This window comes from Sinomonas terrae, from assembly GCF_022539255.1.
In the GTDB taxonomy this organism is placed as follows: Bacteria; Actinomycetota; Actinomycetes; order Actinomycetales; family Micrococcaceae; genus Sinomonas; species Sinomonas terrae.
Map to the genome: position 1 here is coordinate 1,317,489 of NZ_JAKZBV010000001.1, position 18,876 is coordinate 1,336,364.

Genomic DNA, 18,876 nt, shown 5'->3' on the forward strand with positions numbered 1-18,876 from the left:
ATTCCCGGTTGAGGCACGCCGAGCACCTAGGCTGGGGAGTATGCGGGACGAGTTTGTGGAGGCGGTGCTTGCCGTCGTCGAACTCGTTCCACCGGGCGCCGTGCTCGCCTATGGCGACGTTGCGGAGCTCTTGGGCGCGGGTGGTCCGCGCCAAGTGGGGAGCGTCCTGTCCCACTTCGGCGCTCAGGTCGCGTGGTGGCGTGTCATCAAGGCAAACGGAGGGCCGCCAGAAGGCCACGAGGTCGAAGCGCTCGCCCATTACATCGAGGAGTCCACACCGCTTCGAGGCACGTCAGGGCGCGGGAGCTGGCGCGTCGATATGCAGCAGGCGCGGTGGGCGCCGGACGACGGCGAGCTTGACTTGGTGGATTCAGTCGCCGAAGTGCTGTGGGAGCGTGTCCACGGGAAAGCGCCAGGAATGTCGGACCCGGATGATGGACTCCTTCCATGACGTTGCGACTTCTCCCGCCTCTGAGCCCGGCCGAGTCTCGCGCGTGGTCGCCTTCGCACGATCAGCAGGCTGTACTGGACGTGCGCCAGGGGTCGGGGCCTTTGCTCGTCTGGGGAGCTCCGGGGACCGGGAAGAGCCGGGTCCTCGTCGAGGCAGCCGCCCTGCGGGTCGAGAGGGACGGGGTCGATCCCGGTCAGGTTCTGCTTCTCGCGCCGTCGCGTGCTGCCTCCGCCCGTTTGCGTGACAGCTTTACGGCTCGACTCAACCGAAGCCTCAGTTCGCCCCCTGCCCGCACCTGGCAGTCCTACGCCTTCGACCTCATTCGGCGGGCCCGTGCTGAGGGTCGTCTCGACTGGCTGCCCAGGACGCCCAGGCTGCTATCCGGCGCCGAGCAGGACCTGATCGTCAAGGAGCTGCTCGAAGGCCACAGGTCCATGGGCAGCGGACCCCGGTGGCCGAGGTCGGTGCAGGGCGCACTTGCCACTCGGGGCTTTCGGCACGAGGTCCGCGAGCTGTTCGACAGGGTCACCGAGTACGGTACGACGGCGCGCGAGCTCGCCGAACTCGGGCGTCGCGTCGAGCGTCCCGAGTGGGAGGCTGCAGCGGAGCTCTACCGCGAGTACCGGGATGTACTGGAACTCCGTATGCCGGAGGCCTTCGATCCCGCGGGCATCATCACATCGGCGCGGCAGATCCTGCTTGATGACCCGGATCTGCTCGACGCCGAGCGCAAACGGCTTTCCCTGCTCGTCGTCGATGATGTCCAAGAGTCGAATCCCGCGGTGCTCGAGCTCCTTGCGGTGCTCGGCAGTGGGCGTGACGTCATCGCGGCGGCCGCCCCCGACGTCGTCGTCCAAGGTTTTCGCGGAGCCCGACCCGACCTCGTACCGAAGCTGCGCGACCTCCTGGGCAGCGTCGTGGAGGTAGCTCTCAGTACCTCGCATCGGCTCACTCCCACCGTCGCAGCGGCATGGCAGAACGTTGCAGGCCGAATCTCCGCGGTTCCTGGAGGACAAGCAGCGCGTCGCCTCGACCATGCAGCACTCATCGAACCAGCCAGCGGGGTCGAGGCGCACGTCATGCCCTCAGCGCTCCACGAGCTTCGCTACCTCGCCCACAGGATTCAGGAAGCCCGGCTGCTCGGCGGTGTGGGCTATGGGGAGATGGCGGTCATGGTGCGCTCCGGCGTAAAGCTGGCTCAAGTCCAGCGCTTCCTGGCCACGCAGGGCATTCCGGTGAAGGTGCCTGTGGCCGAAACGGCGGTGCGGGACGAAGCGGCAGTCCGCCCGCTGCTGACCGCCTACCGCGTAATCCTCGATCCGACCGAGCTCACGGCCGAAACAGCCGTCGAGCTCCTCGGATCCCGGATCGGCGGGGCGTCGGCCCTCGAGCTGCGCCGCCTGCGCCAATCGTTGCGCCAGCTTGAGCTTTCGTCCGGCGGCGGTCGCGCGAGCGACGCGCTCCTGGTCGAGGCGCTCGAGGCGCCGGGATCCCTTGCCGAGCTCGGAGTAGAGGGGCAGGCCGCGCGGCGCATCGCCCGGATGCTCGAGCGGGGACGAGCGGCAGCGTCTGAGGCAGGCGCGACAGCCGAGACGGTGCTCTGGGCATTGTGGGACGCGGCAGGGCTCTCGCAGCGCTGGTACACCGTTGCCCTCGGGGGTGGCCCCGTCGGTCTCCGAGCAGATCGGGATCTGGACGCCCTCATGGCGCTCTTCCACACGGCAGAGCGGTACGTCGACCGCCTTCCCGGCGCTTCGCCGGCACAGTTCCTCGACTATCTCGTCGAGCAGGAGATCCCCATGGACACTCTTGCGCCGAGAGCGCAGGCGGATGACGCCGTCGAGGTCCTCACCCCGGCGAGTGCTGCTGGTCGAGAGTGGCGCTTCGTAGTCGTCGCGGGTCTGCAGGACGGTGTGTGGCCCAACAACCGTCTGCGGGGGGAGCTGCTGGGAAGTGCCACCTTTACCGATTGCCTCGAGCTCGGGCCGCTGGATGCGATGCTCGTGACTCCGAGGACCCGCCTGCTCGACATCCGTTACGACGAGCTGCGGATGTTCTCAGCCGCGGTCTCGAGGGCCTCCGAACGGCTCGTCTGCACCGGAGTGCGGTCAGAGGACGAGATCCCCTCGCCGTTTCTCGACCTCATCGACCCCCTTTCGGACCGAGTCTCCCTGCGGCCGTACACTGACGTTCCCCGTACGCTCGGCCTGCGCCCGCTCGTGGCCGAGCTCCGGCAGACGGCGGAAGCCGGCAGCCGCGATGCTGGGCAAGCCGCTGAACTCCTGGCCCGACTCGCTCGTGCGGGCGTCACAGGTGCCCACCCAGAGGATTGGTACGGGCTGGCGCCGCTCACGAGCAGCGAGCCGGTCGTTCCCCAGGATCAACCCATCCGCGTCTCGCCATCCAAGGTAGAGATTGCGACGAAGAACCCGCTCGACTGGTTCGTTTCCGCCGCCGGTGGGGAGGCCGCAACCGATTTCGCGCGGAGTCTGGGTACTCTCGTGCACTCGATTGCCCAAGAGCGGCCGACCGGAACTGCGGAGGACTATGTGGCCGACCTTGAACGCCGCTGGCCCACCCTCGGCCAGCCCAACATGTGGGAAGGACGCCGAGAACACTCGCGGGCGACAGCGATGCTCAAGAAGCTCGCACAATACGTGAGGTCGAGCCAGCGTGGTCTCGTCGACGTCGAGGCCGACTTCGAGGCGCCGCTCGCGCGGCTCAGCAGCTCGCTTGTTGCAGAGCGCACCGTGATTCGGGGCCAAGTCGACAGACTCGAACGGGACGAGGAAGGCAGGCTCGTCGTCGTCGACCTCAAGACAGGTCGCAGCAAGCCGCGGGCGGCGGACGTTCCGCGGCACGCCCAGCTCGCGACCTATCAGGTCGCGATCGCGGCCGGCGCCTTCAGCGAGGGGAGTGAGAGCGGGACGGGCGGGGCAGAGCTCGTGCAACTGGGAGACACTGCCCAGAACGTCTCGATTCAACAGCAGCCTCCGATCGAGGAGCCGGGATGGGCCGTCGAGCTGATAGAGCGGGCGGCAGAGTCAATGTCCGGAGCAACGTTTGAAACACGCCACGAGCCAGGGGCCGGACGGGGCCACGGATGTAGGCTCCCAGAAATCTGCCCACTGTGCTCGCGGGGAAGGCAGGTGACGGAATGACGATCGGTGTCGATGACTTCCTCGCGGACGGCGCCGAGCCCGCCGCGGATTCAGCGAGCGCCGTTCCGCGGTTCTCGCCGGAAGAGCTTGCAGACTTGCTGGGCCAGCATCGGCCGACCGAGCAGCAGGCACAGATCATCTCGTCGCCACTGACCCCTCGGCTTGTGGTGGCTGGAGCCGGCTCCGGCAAGACCGCGACGATGGCGGACCGGGTCGTGTGGCTCGTCGCCAACGGACTTCTCCGGCCTGACGAGATCCTCGGCGTGACGTTCACGCGCAAGGCCGCAGGCGAACTGTCCGCGAGGGTTCGCGCGCACCTCGCCAAGCTGGCTCGCGCCGCACGTCAGCACGGCCTCGAGCTCGCGCCCGAGGCACTCGAGGCCGAGGCGATGGAACCGACTGTCTCGACCTACCATTCGTTTGCCAACACCGTTGTGCAGGACCATGGCCTGCGGATCGGGATCGAACGCGATGCTGTCCTGCTGGGGGCTGCCCAGTCCTGGCAGCTTGCCTCGGCGGTCGTCGAGGCATACGACGGCGAGATCTGGGACGGCTTCCCCGCCAAGAGCACTCTCGTCGGGGCCGTCATGAAGCTCGCGGCCGAATGCGCCGAGCACCTCCAAGAGCCCGAGGACGTGGAGGTGTGGCTCGCCAAGGAAGCTTCCCGGCTTGCGGCCCTCCCGCTCGCTTCCACAGGAGGGCGCGGGCCGGGCGCCGCGGCCGCGAAGCTGGTTTCGACTCTGCGGTCACGAGCGGCTGTGGCTGAGCTCGTCGTACGATTCGCCGAGGCGAAGCGACGCCGAGGGGCGCTCGACTACGGCGACCTGGTGGCCCTCGCGGCACGGATCGCGCGCGATGTCCCGGAGGCCGGGGGACTTCTGAGGGACCGTTTCCGGACAGTGCTCCTCGACGAGTTCCAAGACACTTCCCACGCCCAGACCGTGCTTTTCTCCAAGCTCTTCGGCAATGGGCACGCCGTCATGGCAGTCGGCGATCCGAACCAGTCGATCTACGGATTCCGTGGTGCATCAGCGGGCCAGCTCTCGGCCTTTCCCGAGACCTTCCCGGAAGTCTTGCCCGACGGGCAGCGGAAGCGAGCAGCGGTCAGTCACCTGACGACGGCATGGCGCAACAGCGTCTCGGTGCTCGCCACGGCGAACATCGCCGCGGAGCCACTTCGCAGCGCCGTTCCGTACGCGCCGAAGGCCGCCCGCGCTGAGGTGCGCAGTCTCGACCCGAGCCCCGTCGCAACGCCGGGACGCGTCGTGGTAGCGCGATTCCGCGACGAACTCGAGGAGGCGGCAGCTGTGGCCGATCAGCTTGCGAGGTTCGGGCGGCCGACCGAGGCTGATGGCCAATCTGGGAGGGGCCGGAGCCAGCCCACGATGGCGGTTCTGTGCAGGAAGAGAGCGCAGTTCGCCCCCATACAGCGTGAGTTGGAGCGCCGGGGGCTGCCCTATGAGGTGGTCGGACTGGGTGGCCTGCTCGACACCCCGGAGGTGATCGATGTGGTCAGCACGCTGCGCGTCATCGCCGATCCTGGCCGGTCGGACTCTCTGATGCGGCTCCTAGCCGGTGCCCGCTGGAGGATCGGCCCGGCGGATCTCATGGCCCTTGCCGACTGGTCCCGGCATCTCGCTGCACGACGTGCGCGCGCGGCACGAGTCCCAGACGAGGAACTCGACGCACCCGGCACCGTCGAGGAAGCGCTTGTCGAGGGGGACCTCGCGGATGCTGCCAGCCTCGTGGAGGCCATCGATCGTCTGCCCCGTGAGGACTGGGTTTCGGGAGCGGGTCGCTCCCTCAGCACAGTGGGACGCGGTCGCCTTGCACGTCTCCGGGACGAACTCGGGACCCTTCGGACTCTGAGCTCCGACGATCTGGGAACCCTGATCGCCCAGGTTGAGCGGTCCCTCCTGCTCGATATCGAACTCGCTGCGCGGCCCGGAGTTTCCCTCCATCAGGCGCGGCGCAATCTTGATGCCTTCCAGGAGGCCGCGGCCGCGTTCCTCGCTCAGTCGGCCTCCTCGGAACTGCTCGCCTTCCTCGCATGGCTCGATGCCGCCGCACAGGAAGAGTCCGGGCTCGATATGGCCCCGAGCGAGCCCGTTCCCGGTGCAATCCAGCTTCTTACCGTGCACGCGTCGAAGGGTCTCGAGTGGGACGCAGTCGTCGTGGCGGGCCTCAACCACGGTGCCTTCCCTAGTGGCGGGAATGATCGCTGGACTAGCGGCGCGGAAGCCCTCCCTTGGCCGTTACGAGGTGACCGGTACGAGCTTCCCCAATGGGACTCAGACCATCCGGATCTGAAAGGCTGCCTCGACGCAGAGAAGGCGTTCGCTGAGGACGCATGCCAGCACGCGGAGCGTGAGGAGCGAAGACTCGCGTACGTCGCCTTCACCCGCGCGAAGGAGCTTCTCGTCGTCACGGGCTCGGCGTGGTCGGCGAGCCGGACGAAGCCCGCTGGTCCGTCCGTCTTCCTGAGCGAACTGCGCGACGCCGCCGAAGACCATGGGTTCAACGTCCTCGCCTGGGCGGAGGACGGCGACCTACCCGATGAGAATCCGCTTCATGCTGAGCCCGAGGTGGCGGTGTGGCCGTACGATCCCCTCGAAGGCCCGCTCGACGCCGCAACAGGGATGCGGCGCAGCCTGGCCCCTGGGCGGCGGGCACCCCTCGAGCAGGCAGCGGCGGCCGTGCTTGCCGCGCTTCACAACGCCCCTCAAGCTGACGATGACGACGGCGGTGCTGCCGCCTTTACGCGGACACCGCGCGTGGCCCGATGGCTCCGGGAAGCAGACCTCCTCCTCGCCGAGAGGGAGAGGGAAGTCGACGACGACGGCGTCCGGCTTCCGGAGCATCTTTCGGCGTCCTCGCTCGTGGCGCTGGGCGAAGACCCGGATGCGGTCGTGCGGCAGCTTCGCCGACCCGTGCCACGGCGTCCGGGCATGGCGGCGCGCCGCGGGACGGCCTTCCACGCTTGGATTGAGGAGTACTTCGCGCAGAGCGCCATGCTCGACTTGGAGGGGCTCGACCACGCCGACGAGTTTGTCGACGAGGCATACGACCTGCAGTCGTTCGTGGACGTCTTCCGCCGCTCTGAGTGGGTCCATCGAAGCCCCGCGTTCGTCGAGGTGCCCATAGAGACGCGGGTGGGGCCCGTCGTCGTCCGCGGACGGGTCGATGCGGTCTTCCGTGACGCCGACGGCACCTGGGATTTGGTCGACTGGAAGACCGGCCGGGCCCCGAGCGGGAAGGAAGCCGATGCCCGCGCCGTGCAGCTAGCGATCTACCGTCTCGCCTGGTCCCGACTCCAGGGCGTTCCCCTCGAGCGCGTCACCGCTGCGTTCTTCTACCTCGCGGACGGCCGGGTCGTGAGGCCCGAGAAGCTCGCGAGCCAGGAGGAACTCGAGCGGCTCATCGCGTCCGCTCTGACCTGATCTCCCGCTCGGCGTCGGCTGCCTCGATGTCATCCGGCCGCTCGCCTGAGTCGTCGCCCGAGTCGTCCCCTGAGTGCACAAGAGGGATGGCATCGGTCGGCGGCTCGGGCTCGGTCTCCCGGTCGGAAGGCTCGACCGAAGGGCGGTCGGAAGGGGCCTGGATGATCGGTACGGCTGAGGTGACGGCTTCGGGATCCGCTGCAGGGAAGGTCGCCTTCGGTGCACCGGTCGGCACCGCGGCCTCCGACGCCGCATGGTCTTCGGCTTCCTGCTCCTCGATGTCGGCCGCCAACTGTCGGAGCATGTCCTCGCCGTCGGCAGCGGCGACAGCATCGTGGAGCGCGAGGGCCTTCACGAGGTACTGGGCGAGGGCAAACTCTGCCGCGAGCGCGGCGCGGCGCAGAAGGTGGGGGTCTACAGGTTCCTTGCGCGCCTCGTGGTAGGCGCCGACGACCGCATCCACGAATTCCGGCTCGTTCGAGGCGACGAGCCAAGCCAGATCGTCAGCCGGATCGCCCACGCGGAGGTCGGTCCAACCCGTCACCGCTGTGACCCGTCCGTCGTCGACAAGGAGGTTGTCCTCGTGGAGGTCACCGTGGACGACCGACGGATTGAACCTCCACATGCTCACGTCTTCGAGCGCGTTCTCCCAGCGTCTCAGGAGCACGGGCGGGATCTTTCCTGTGGTGGCGGCTTGGTCGAGCTCGTTGAGCCGACGTTGCCGGAACTCGTTGGCCGTGTAGGCCGGGAGATCGGCCCGGTCTACGAGCGCTGCAGGGAGCGCGTGGATAGCTGCGAGTGCGGCGCCGATGTCCTTCACGAGCCGCGGGCCCCCGGCCGCCAGCTCGCCGAGTTCGCGTACGGTCCCCGCAAGGTGGGTGTAGACGCACGTCATGAGTTCGCCCATCCGGACTGTTCCCGCCACGGCTGGCATCTGGAACGGCAGTTCTGCCCGCACGGCGGGACCGAAGGCCCGCAGGACGAGCATCTCGGTCTCGAGGCGGGCGCTCGCTTCGGTGCCCCGGGGGGAACGGACACGCCAACGTCGGCGGTCGGCGCCCTGGATGAGAGCCGAATCGAAGTCCGTTGCGTCATCGGGTGACGCGCCGACCGCCACGGGCTCGAGGCCGGGTACAGCAGCGGTCGCGAGGGCAGCCAGCTCCATGGGGGTACGTCTCACCCTGTTTACGGTAGCCCGCGGAAGGGGTCGGATCACGGCCCCTTGCGGCGTGTCCCGCGACGGGTTCGTCCACATGCGGCCATCCTCGGCATGCGACTGTCGGTGAGGCTCAGTACGGTAGGACTATGACCTCCGGCTCTGCCTCCTTCAATTCGAGCTCGAACACCAACCCGGGCTCCGCGTCTTCCGTGGATTCCACGCCGCGCCGACTCTACGGCAGGGGCGGGGTGAATGGGGAGGGCCCTCTCGCCGGAGCGCTCTCTCCGATGCTTCTGCCAGTTGTGCCCGCTGCCCTCGACCGCCGGAGCGAAGACCGGGCCAATTCGGCTTTCCTCGCTTCGGTCGTTCGAGAGCGGGGGACAGTCGCCTTGTTGCTCGCTCAGCACCGGGCGGCGATGGAGGGGGAGCGGCTGCTTCTCCTGCCCGCAGCTGAGCTACCTCAGGAATGGCTCGAGGGACTTGTCGTGTATCTCGGGCGCGTGCCCGAGGACGCGCGGTTGGCTGAGGATGGGGGGACGGCGCTCCAAGCCGGTTCCGACATCGTCCTCGTCGTCCTCCCAGAGCCCGTCGAACCGATTGCTGGCGTTATGTCCGAACCGGCAACTGCGGGTGCGGGGATGCTCCCACAGGATGCGCAATGGCTGGGCTTCCGGGAGGTCGGCGCCGCTATGCATCCCTTCGAGGCCGGTCTTCTGCTCGAGGCCAACGCAATCGCCAACTGGCACAGGACTCACCCGCGGTGTCCACGCTGCGGAGCACCGACCGACATTGTTTCGAGCGGCTGGGTGCGGGTCTGCAGCCAAGACGGCTCCGAGCACTTCCCGCGCACCGACCCAGCCATCATCGTCACTGTCGTCGGCCCCGACGGCCGGGTTCTGCTCGGCCGTGGAGCGCGGATGCACTCCACAATGTTCTCGACGCTCGCGGGGTTCGTCGAACCGGGGGAGTCCCTCGAGCAGGCCGTCATCCGCGAGATTGGCGAAGAAGTCGGAGTGCGGGTCTCTGCCTGCCAGTACCTCGGCTCGCAGCCGTGGCCATTCCCCGCTTCGCTCATGCTCGGTTTCACGGCGCGTACTGAGGACACGGTGGCGAGGCCGGATGGCGAGGAGGTAGTCAGGGCGCGCTGGTTCGAGCGGGAAGAGCTCCAAGATGCTGTTGCGAGCGGCGAAGTCACTCTCCCGACGCGCGCGTCCATTTCACGGGCCCTCATCGAGCACTGGTACGGAGGCCCGATTGAGGATCGTGCCCCCGAGCAGGCGCGAGCATGACGACGGAAGTCCAGTCGCTTGAGGACCGGCTCTTGGGCGGTCTCGACGACGAGCAGCGCACGGTCGCAACCACCCTCCAGGGCCCGCTCTGCGTCCTCGCGGGAGCGGGCACCGGCAAGACGCGGGCCATCACGCACAGGATCGCCTACGGTGTCCATGCCGGCGTGTACCAGCCGCAACGCCTGCTCGCCGTGACGTTCACGTCCAGGGCTGCTGCCGAGATGCGGAGCCGTCTGCGCGATCTCGGCGTCGGCGGGGTGCAGGCTCGGACGTTTCACGCTGCCGCGCTCCGGCAGCTCCAGTACTTCTGGCCGCAGGCGGTCGGTGGCCAGCTCCCGGGCCTGCTTGAGCACAAGGCGCAGGCCATTGCTGAGGCGGCCAGACGGCTCCGGCTGACCGTTGACCGTGCGGCGATTCGCGACCTTGCCTCCGAACTCGAATGGGCCAAGGTCTCGATGCTCACTCCCTCCACCTATCTCCAGGGAGCTGCTGGCCGTGGCGAGCCGGGAGGTCTCCAGCCCACGACCGTGGCCCGTCTCTTCCAGGCGTACGAGGACGTCAAGATCGACAGGAACCTGATCGATTTCGAAGACGTCCTCCTCATCACGGTCGGGATTCTGCAGGAGGATCCGAAGGTCGCGGCCGAGGTCCGCGAGCAGTACCGGCACTTCGTGGTCGACGAGTACCAGGACGTCTCGCCGCTCCAGCAGCGTCTGCTCGAGCTGTGGCTCGGAGGCCGCGAGGAACTCTGCGTCGTCGGGGACGCGAGCCAGACCATCTATTCCTTCACCGGGGCAACATCGGCCCACCTTCTCGAATTCGGTCAACGCTTTCCGGACGCGACCGTGGTGAAACTCGTGCGAGACTACCGCTCCACTCCCCAAGTAGTCGATCTCGCGAACCGTCTCCTGGGAGCACGCCGAAGCGGTGGACCGGCCGCAGATCGGCTGTGGGCCGAGCCACTCCAGCTCCTGGCCCAGAGGCCCGCAGGGCCGGCCCCCGAGTTCGCCGAGTGCTCCGATGACGAGGCCGAGGCGGCCGCTGTTGCCCAGCGAATCGGCCAGCTCGTGGCGACTGGCACCGAGCCGAAGGACATCGCCGTGCTGTTCCGCACCAACGGGCAGTCGGAGGCCTTCGAGCAAGCACTCACGGCCGCTGGCATCGGCTACCAGCTGCGCGGTGGCGAGCGGTTCTTCAACCGGCGGGAGGTCCGTGACGCCCTTCTCCAGCTCCGGGGGGCGGCGAGGACCCAGCCGACCGGCGTTCCACTCGGCCAAACCGTCCGAGACGTCCTCTCCTCGCTCGGCTACGCCGACACAGCGCCGTCTGGAAGCGGGGCCACGAGGGAACGCTGGGAGTCGCTCTCGGCACTCGTCGCGCTCGCAGACGAGCTCTCGGCCGGCCGGGGAGAATCCTTCGGCCTGCCGGAGTTCGTCATCGAGCTGCATGAGAGGTCAGCCGCCCAGCACGCCCCCGCCGTGCAGGGGGTCACGCTCGCCTCCCTGCACGCTGCCAAGGGTCTCGAGTGGGACGCTGTGTTCCTCGTTGGCCTGAGTGAGGGGCTCGTCCCGATTTCCTTCGCCGACACCCCGGCTACCGTCGACGAGGAGCGCCGCTTGCTCTACGTCGGGATCACGAGGGCCCGAGAGTTCCTCCACCTTTCGTGGTCACTCTCACGGACCCCCGGGGGCAGAGCGCACCGCCGCCCGTCACGCTTTCTTGACGGGCTGCGGCCAGGCAGCCTGCGTACGACGGCGTCCGCGACGGGAGGCGCTTCGGCTCGCCGGCGGCGGGAGTACCGGGGCCCGGCGGTGTGCCGAGTGTGCGGAGCCGTGCTCGAATCGGGTGCGGAACGCAAGGTCGGTCGCTGCGCCGCCTGCCCGCCGTCGTACGACGAAGCCACGTTCGAATCATTGCGGGCGTGGCGCCTTGAGCAGGCACGGGAGGCGGACGTCCCAGCGTTCGTCGTGTTCACCGATGCGACGCTCACGGCCATCGCCGAGGCGAAGCCCGAGAGTCTGGGCGATCTCGCCAAAGTCGCCGGCGTCGGCAAGGCGAAACTCGAACGGTATGGCGACGCCGTCCTGGAGCTGCTCCGTGGCGCCTGACAGCTCGCAGCCCAACGGCTCCCCGCCCGTCGAGGTGCGCCGTTCGGCCCGGCGCCGCAAGACGGTGAGCGCGTTCTGGGAGGGCGGAACCGCCATCGTCGCGATCCCCGCACGATTCACAAAGGTCGAGGAGAAACTCTGGGTTGAGCGGATGGTCGAGCGTCTCGAGCGGGACAGGTCTCGCCGGAGCGGCCCTCGCAGCGACCAGGAACTCATGGTGCGGGCTGCGGAGCTCTCGGGGAGGTTCTTGGAGGGTCGCGCACGGCCGGAGACCGTGCGGTGGGTCACGAACCAGTCGACTCGGTGGGGTTCGTGCACGCCGGGAGAGCGGAGTATCCGCCTGTCGCACCAGCTTCAAGGGATGCCGCAGTGGGTTGTTGACTACGTGCTCGTCCACGAGCTCGCGCATCTTCTCGTCGCGGGCCACACGCCCAGATTCTGGGCCCTCGTCGAGCGCTACCCGCGGATGGCGGAAGCAAAGGCGTTCCTCGCGGGCGTCTCCTTCGCTGCCTCGCGGGGCCTTACGCCGGAGGGCCCTCCGGCCTAGAATCTGGCCCATGAGCCAGCTTCCAGCCGGGTATGCGAAGTATCTCGAGGGCCGCAGCGCCGACTTCATCGAGACCGTCCGACCAGTGCTCCTGCAGTCCGCAGCGGACGGACTGTACGGGGTCAGGATCGTCGACAATGAGCCTCACGCGCTGCAGGCGCTCGTAGATGACCGGATCCCGTTCGGGACGATCGTGGAGGATGTCGACTAGACACGCCTCGGGCCACCTCCAGCCCTGGGCGGTCCGAAGGCTCTGGGCCGTCCGAAGGCCCTCGAACCGTCCGAAGGCGCCGGCGCCCCCGGCAGCCCCCAAGCAGGGCGAGCCTAGCCGACAGCTCGAGCCTCATTTGCCTGCGTGCGGCTCCCCGCCGTCCCCGCCGTCGTCTCCGCCGGGACGTCCGTCGCCGGTCGCGCCCTCAGGTCCGTCCTCTGATGGTTTCGCCTCCGGGGTCCCCGCCTCGTTCGCCTCGCTGGAGGCGGCGTCCTCGGCGTCTGCCCCGGACTCTTCGCCGCCTTCCGGGGTAGCGGCCTCGCTCGGGTGGTCAAATCCGCCCGCGAGCAGCTTCTCGAGTGCCGCGTCGACCTCGGTCTCCTGAGCCTCTGCGGCGGAGCGCCGCGAGCTGAAGCCGTTGGGATCGTCGAGATCCTCCGCGGTCGGGAGAAGATCCGGGTGCTTCCAGATGGCGTCCCGGCCCGTCACGCCGCGTTCCTGCTTGAGGGACGCCCACAGCTGGGCGGCGTCGCGCAGGCGCCGGGGGCGCAGCTCGAGGCCAACGAGCGACGCGAATGCGTGCTCTGCCGGGCCACCCGTGGCCCGCCGCCGCCGGACGGCCTCGCGGAGGGCGGGCGAGGAAGGCAGGACGTTCTCGGTCGCCGCTGCGGTGAGTTCGTCCACCCAGCCCTCGACGAGGGCCAATGCGGTTTCGAGCTTCGCGAGCGCCGCCTCCTGTCGCGGCGTCCGCTCGGGCGTGAAGACGCCGCCCTGAAGCGCTTCCTGGAGGGATTCCGGATTCCGCGGGTCGACTTCGCGGGCGACCTCTTCGATTCGGGAGACGTCAATGTGGATGCCTCGCGCGTAGTCTTCGACCGCGCCGAGCAGGTGGGCGCGGAGCCAGGGGACGTGCATGAAAAGCCGGGCGTGTGCCGCCTCGCGGACCGCGAGGTACAGCCGCACGTCGCCCTCCGGCAGCCCCAGGCCTTCGCCGAACTTCGCGACGTTCGCGGGAAGGAGTGCCATTTCGAGGTCGACGAGTGGGACCCCGATGTCGGAAGCGCTCACGACTTCGCCGGAGAGCGCGCCGATGGCCGCCCCGAGCTGCATGCCGAAGATCGCGCCGCCCATGTTCTGGAGCATCGAGGTCGCGCCCCCGAGCATGCCCTTCATCTCTTCGGGGAGCTGTTCGCTGATGGCGGTCGAGAGGGCTGTGGCGACGCTGTTGGCGACCGGCTCGGTCAGCCGACGCCAAGTGGCCATCGTCGCTTCAATCCATTCGGCACGCGACCAGCCGCGGCCGATTAGGCCCGTGGAGGGGAAATCCGTCACATTGTCGAGCCACAGCTCGGCGAGGCGCAGCGCCTCGTCGACGTCACGGTTCTGCAGAGCCGAGACCGAGGGGTCGGAGGTCGTCGCGGCGGTACGGCGCGCGTGCTCGTGCGCGAGCTGCCAGTTCACGGGTCCGTCCCCGGCCGAGGACATCATCATGGACTGGACCTGCTGGAACATCTGTTGGAGGACGGCGGGGTCGCTTGGGAGACCTGCCGCCTTGGCGATCTCGGCTGGGTCGACCCCTTCGAGGCCTTCCCCGCCCATGAGCTTGGCGAAGAGTTCGGCGAGGGGATCCTGGGGTTCCTCGCCGTTGCCCTGTGGCTTGTCCGGAGTGGTCATGATGCCGCCGATCACTTGGGAGGGAACGATCAACCTCACGGTACCGCGTGCGGACACGGCTGTCTCCGCGCACGAGTGCCTTTCGCTCTGGGCACAGCGTAGGGTCCCAGTGCGGCGTGGAGTCCCGATGCGGCGTGGCGTGCCGGGGCTCCCGCGCCCCCGGGGCGCACTACGCTGGAGGAAGCGAATCCCTGAGCACAAGCGGCGATCCCGCCGCGGAAAGGCGCCGCGTGAGCAGCAGCGTCCCCCCGACCGCCGGCATCCCAGCGGACGACGGCGGCGCGCGGCCTCCTGAGGACGGCTCGCCGGGGGAGCCCCACGGCGCCGTGCGGGACGGCTCAGGCGACGACGCCGTCGTCGGGCGTTCCCGGCGCACCGGACGGGGCCTCGTCGGGGCGGTCGCCGCGGTCGCGGCCCTCGTTCTCGGCGGCATCGTGTGGGCCGCGCCGGTCCCGTATGTGGTCGAGCTGCCCGGACCTGTCTACAACACGCTGGGGTCCGACAACGGCAAGGACATCATCGCGATCCAGGGCCGCCAGACGTACCCGGCGCAAGGCGCGCTCAACGTGACGACGGTGTATGTCGAAGGCGGCCCGAACTCGAACGTGAGCCTCCTGGGGCTCATCCGCTCCGCGCTGGACCCCTCGCAGTCGATCCTGCCGGTAGACGCCGTCTACCCTCCGGGCGTGACGAGCCAGACGGTCTCCCAGCAGAATGCCGCAGATATGCAGAATTCGCAGGACGACGCCGTCGCCGCCGCGCTCAAGACGCTCTCAATCCCGTTTCAACAGCAGCTCAAGATCGCCTCGCTCGTCCAGAACTCGGCTTCCGCCGGAAAGCTCCAGCCGCAGGACACGATTCTGAGTGTCGGCGGGCAGAAGGTCGCTTCTCTCACGGCCATCCAGCAGCTTGTGGCGTCTTCCAAGGGCAAGCCGCTCGACGTCGTCTTCCAACGCAACGGGACGCAGCACACCGTCTCGATCACGCCCCGCGATTCGGGAGGAGGCCATTACCTGCTCGGGTTCACGGTCGCCTACTCGTTCTCGTTCCCGTTCAGGGTGGACGTCGCGTTGGACAGGGTGGGCGGACCGAGCGCCGGCATGATGTTCGCACTCGGCATCATCGACAAGCTGACGCCCGGAAACCTCACGAATGGAAAGCAGATTGCCGGGACCGGAACGATCAGTCCCGACGGTTCCGTCGGAGAGATCGGCGGCATCGTCCAGAAGATGGAGGGCGCGCGGTCGCAGGGGGCCACCCTCTTCCTGGCGCCTGCGGGGAACTGCGGTGAGGTCGTGGGGCACATACCCAGTGGACTGTCCGTCGTGAAGGTCGGGACCCTCGATGCCGCGCGTCATGCGATCCAGGCGTATGCACAAGGGACGGACCCCGCGACGCTGCCGCAGTGCACGAAGTAGCTCCTAGGAAGCAATCCGTCCCATGAACCCCTCGCCCGTCTCCGAATCGTTACCGGTCACCACGGAGCGGGCGGGAACTACGTATCGGGGCAGGGCGTGCTTGACTTAGGCGAGGGTGCACTGCGCCCGGACGCTCGGCGCAGGCTGACTGTTGCGCCGTGATGAGACCGAGCATTTGATGAAGGGGTAAACGTGACAGCCCGTCCAGAAGGCACCACCCCGCGGCCCCTGAGGAAGAGGCGCGGACCCCTCATCCCCACGATCATCATCGCGGTGGTGCTCGTGGTCGGCTTCGTGCTCTTCACTCAGGTCTGGACTGATGTCCTGTGGTTCCAACAGCTCGGGTACCTCGGGGTGTTCATTACCGAGAACCTCTCGCGGACGCTCGTCTTCCTCGTCGGTGCGCTGGGCATGGGCCTGGGCGTCTACGCGGCGATCCGGCTCGCCTACCGCGCGCGTCCCGTCTACGCGCCCGACGGCGGACCGCAGGACAACATGAGCCGCTACCAAGCGCAGCTCGAGCCAGTGCGCCGCGTGGTCATGGTCGGCGTGCCGATCGTCTTTGCCCTCTTCGCGGGTGCAGCGGCTGGAAGCCAATGGCAGAAGGTCGTGCTGTTCTTCAACCAGGTGCCGTTCGGGCAGAAGGACCCCCAGTTCGGGCTGGACTTCAGCTTCTACCTCTTCACGCTTCCTTTCATCGGGACGCTCGTGGGTTACATCCTGAGCATCGTCATCATCGCGGGCATCGCAGGGCTCCTCACTCACTACCTCTACGGCTCTATCCGGATCAGCGACCGCGGTCTCTACACCTCGCGTGCGGCACAGCTGCACCTCGCGATCAGCGGAGGCCTCCTGCTGCTTCTCATCGCGATCAACTTCTGGATCGACCGTTACGGCACCCTGCAGAATGCCGGCACCCGGTGGGCTGGCGCGATGTACACGGACGTCAACGCGGTCATTCCGACCCAGGCCATACTCGCGATCGCTGCTGGCATCGTCGCGATCCTGTTCTTCATCGCCGCTGCGATTGGGCGCTGGAGGCTTCCGCTCATCGGGACGGCCATGCTTGTCATCACGGGCATCTTCGCCGGCGGGATCTACCCGTGGGTCATCCAGCAGTTCCAGGTGACGCCTTCGGAGAAGACGCTCGAGGGCCCCTACATTGAGCGGAACATCTCGCTGACGCGCGAAGCCTACGGCTTGGACAACGTTCAGGTCACTCCCTACAACGCGACCACCAATGCGGCGCCCGGCGCTCTCCAGCCCGACGCGCAGACCACTCAGAACATCCGGCTTCTCGATCCGACGCTTGTGTCGTCGACCTTCCAGCAGCTCGAACAGTACCGCCCGTACTATCAGTTCTCGCCGACGCTCAACGTCGACCGCTACAGCGTCAATGGCAGGAGCCAGGACACCGTGATCGCCGTCCGCGAGCTGAATCTGAACGGACTCAGCCCGGACCAGCAGTCGTGGTACAACACGCACGTCGTCTACACCCACGGCTATGGCGTGGTCGCGGCCTACGGCAACACGGCGACTTCTGACGGCAAGCCCGTCTTCCTCCAGTCGGGGATTCCGACGACGGGTGCGCTCGGCACCGAGAGCTCATACCAGCCGCGCATCTACTTCGGGCAGTATTCGCCCGATTACTCCGTTGTGGGAGGGCCTTCGGGCTCACAGCCCCGTGAGCAGGACAAGCCGCAGGGCAACTCTGGTGACACTCTCTACACGTACACGGGCAACGGCGGCCCCAACGTGGGCAACTGGTTCAACCGTCTCATCTACTCGGTGAAGTTCCAGAGCACGGACCTCCTGTTCTCGGACGCCGTCAACTCCCAGTCGCAGATCCTCTACAACCGAAATCCCCTCCAGCGAGTCCAGCAGGTCGCGCCTTATCTGACGCTCGACGGGACCGCGTATCCGGCAGTGGTCGACGGTCGTGTGAAGTGGATCGTGGACGGCTACACGACGAGCCAGTACTTCCCGTACTCACAACAGCAGCAGCTCCAGCAGGTGACGTCCGACTCGCAGACGGCCGCCGGCCGCAACGGTGCCCTCCCGCCGTCGAGCGTCAACTACATCCGCAACTCGGTCAAGGCAACCGTCGATGCCTTCGACGGTTCCGTCACGCTGTATGCGTGGGACGATCAGGATCCCATCCTCAGGACCTGGGAGAAGGTCTTCCCTTCCAGTGTGAAGCCGATCTCGGATATGTCGGGCTCGCTCATGAGCCACGTGCGGTACCCGGAGGACCTCTTCAAGGTCCAGCGAGAACTGCTGACCACCTATCACGTGACGGACCCGGCGAGCTTCTACCAGAACGACGACGTCTGGAGCGTTCCGGACGATCCGACGAGCGCGTCGCAGAACGGCGGCAAGCAGCCGCCCTATTACATGTCGCTGCAGATGCCGGGGCAGAAGGCACCCGCCTTCCAGTTGACCTCGAGCTTTATCCCTCAGACGGTACAGGCAGGCAAATCGCGCGATGTCATGTACGGCTTCCTTGCTGCCGACTCCGATGCGGGCAGCAAGGCAGGGGTCAAGGGGCCGGACTACGGGAAGCTGCAATTGCTGAGACTCCCGACCGATACGAATGTGCCGGGGCCGGGCCAGGTACAGTCGCGCTTCGACTCCGACCCCTCGGTATCGACTTCCCTCAATCTGCTCAGACAGGGAGCCTCGAAGGTCCAAAACGGCAATTTGCTCACTCTCCCGGTGGGAGGGGGTCTGCTGTACGTCGAACCGGTCTATGTCCAGTCGACGGGATCGACGTCCTATCCGACGCTCCAGCGAGTTCTCGTCGCGTTCGGCGACAAGGTCGGCTTCGCGCCGACGCTCGACGAAGCCCTCAAGAGCCTCTTTGGGGGGAACGCGGGAGCTTCAGCTGGGGACGCTGGGAACAATTCGAGCGCGCCACCGCAATCGCCCCCTAATTCGTCCACAGCGGCGAGCAGCGCGAATTCCCAGCTCAACCAGGCGCTTCAGGATGCAAAGAAGGCCTTGAGCGATAGCCAAACAGCCCTTCAGAACGGCAACTTCGCCGACTACGGTGCCGCACAGCAGAGGTTGAGCGATGCCGTCACCCGCGCGCTCGCGGCCGAGGCCAGCCTGCAGGCTGCCCAGGGGCAGGGCTCGTCGACCGCTCCTTCGACGTCTTCGCCGAGTCCCTCGTCCAGCTCATCGGCGAGTCCTTCGCCAAGCCCGAGCCGCTGATCGCAGCCACTCCCCGCCGATTTGGCGCTGGCGTTCACCGATTGGTAACGTAGGGACCGCGGCGCGGGGTGGAGCAGTTCGGTAGCTCGCTGGGCTCATAACCCAGAGGTCGCAGGTTCAAATCCTGTCCCCGCAACGAAGAAGGGCCGGAAACTTACGGGTTTCCGGCCCTTCCTGCGTAGGTGGAACTTGATACGGTCATCGT

At 67.6% G+C, this 18,876-nt stretch carries 11 protein-coding genes and 1 tRNA gene; 10 read left to right on the top strand and 2 right to left on the bottom strand.

Annotation, left to right across the window (positions count from 1 at the left end; all coding sequences use genetic code 11):
• Positions 1–40: 40 nt before the first annotated feature.
• From L0M17_RS06155 to L0M17_RS06165, 3 genes are read left to right on the top strand one after another with little or no spacing between them, the layout of a single operon-like run.
• Entirely contained in the window at positions 41–451 is a 411-nt protein-coding gene (locus L0M17_RS06155; protein ID WP_241052925.1) for an MGMT family protein, read from the top strand.
• Positions 448–3,612 (top strand): ATP-dependent helicase, encoded by a 3,165-nt coding sequence (locus tag L0M17_RS06160; protein ID WP_241052927.1) that lies wholly within the window; start codon positions 448–450, stop codon positions 3,610–3,612. The genes L0M17_RS06155 and L0M17_RS06160 overlap by 4 nt, the downstream gene beginning before the upstream one ends.
• Positions 3,609–7,052, top strand: a complete 3,444-nt coding sequence (locus L0M17_RS06165) for an ATP-dependent helicase (protein WP_241052929.1) — start codon at positions 3,609–3,611, stop codon at positions 7,050–7,052. Before L0M17_RS06160 ends, L0M17_RS06165 begins: the two co-directional genes overlap by 4 nt.
• Here L0M17_RS06165 and L0M17_RS06170 read toward each other — a convergent pair.
• Entirely contained in the window at positions 7,030–8,232 is a 1,203-nt protein-coding gene (locus L0M17_RS06170) for a phosphotransferase (RefSeq protein ID WP_241052932.1), read from the bottom strand. The two genes, L0M17_RS06165 and L0M17_RS06170, sit on opposite strands and share 23 nt — an antisense overlap.
• Positions 8,233–8,357: 125 nt before the next feature.
• Here L0M17_RS06170 and nudC point away from each other — a divergent pair, with 125 nt between their 5' ends.
• From nudC to L0M17_RS06190, 4 genes are read left to right on the top strand one after another with little or no spacing between them, the layout of a single operon-like run.
• A complete protein-coding gene (gene nudC, locus L0M17_RS06175) occupies positions 8,358–9,500 on the top strand; it encodes an NAD(+) diphosphatase (RefSeq protein ID WP_241052934.1) in 1,143 nt (380 codons plus the stop codon).
• A complete protein-coding gene (locus L0M17_RS06180; protein ID WP_241052936.1) occupies positions 9,497–11,608 on the top strand; it encodes an ATP-dependent DNA helicase UvrD2 in 2,112 nt (703 codons plus the stop codon). The genes nudC and L0M17_RS06180 overlap by 4 nt, the downstream gene beginning before the upstream one ends.
• On the top strand, positions 11,598–12,155 hold the full coding sequence (locus L0M17_RS06185) for a M48 metallopeptidase family protein (RefSeq protein ID WP_241052939.1): 558 nt from the start codon (positions 11,598–11,600) through the stop codon (positions 12,153–12,155). Before L0M17_RS06180 ends, L0M17_RS06185 begins: the two co-directional genes overlap by 11 nt.
• A gap of 10 nt (positions 12,156–12,165) precedes the next feature.
• Positions 12,166–12,366 (top strand): hypothetical protein, encoded by a 201-nt coding sequence (locus L0M17_RS06190; protein ID WP_241052944.1) that lies wholly within the window; start codon positions 12,166–12,168, stop codon positions 12,364–12,366.
• A gap of 132 nt (positions 12,367–12,498) precedes the next feature.
• Here the strand turns inward: L0M17_RS06190 and L0M17_RS06195 are convergent, their stop codons facing one another.
• Positions 12,499–14,040 carry a zinc-dependent metalloprotease gene (locus L0M17_RS06195; protein WP_241056332.1) on the bottom strand — a complete coding sequence of 514 codons (1,542 nt, stop codon included), beginning with the start codon at positions 14,038–14,040 and terminating at the stop codon, positions 12,499–12,501.
• A 230-nt stretch (positions 14,041–14,270) separates the two neighbouring features.
• On the opposite strand from L0M17_RS06195, the gene L0M17_RS22650 reads away from it, so the two are divergent.
• The 3 genes from L0M17_RS22650 to L0M17_RS06210 all read left to right on the top strand — a co-directional run bounded on the left by L0M17_RS22650 (position 14,271) and on the right by L0M17_RS06210 (position 18,807).
• Entirely contained in the window at positions 14,271–15,458 is a 1,188-nt protein-coding gene (locus L0M17_RS22650; RefSeq protein ID WP_241052949.1) for a YlbL family protein, read from the top strand.
• Positions 15,459–15,650: 192 nt separating this feature from the next.
• A complete protein-coding gene (locus tag L0M17_RS06205; protein ID WP_241052957.1) occupies positions 15,651–18,671 on the top strand; it encodes a UPF0182 family membrane protein in 3,021 nt (1,006 codons plus the stop codon).
• Positions 18,672–18,733: 62 nt separating this feature from the next.
• Positions 18,734–18,807, top strand: a tRNA-Met gene (locus L0M17_RS06210).
• Positions 18,808–18,876: the final 69 nt, after the last annotated feature.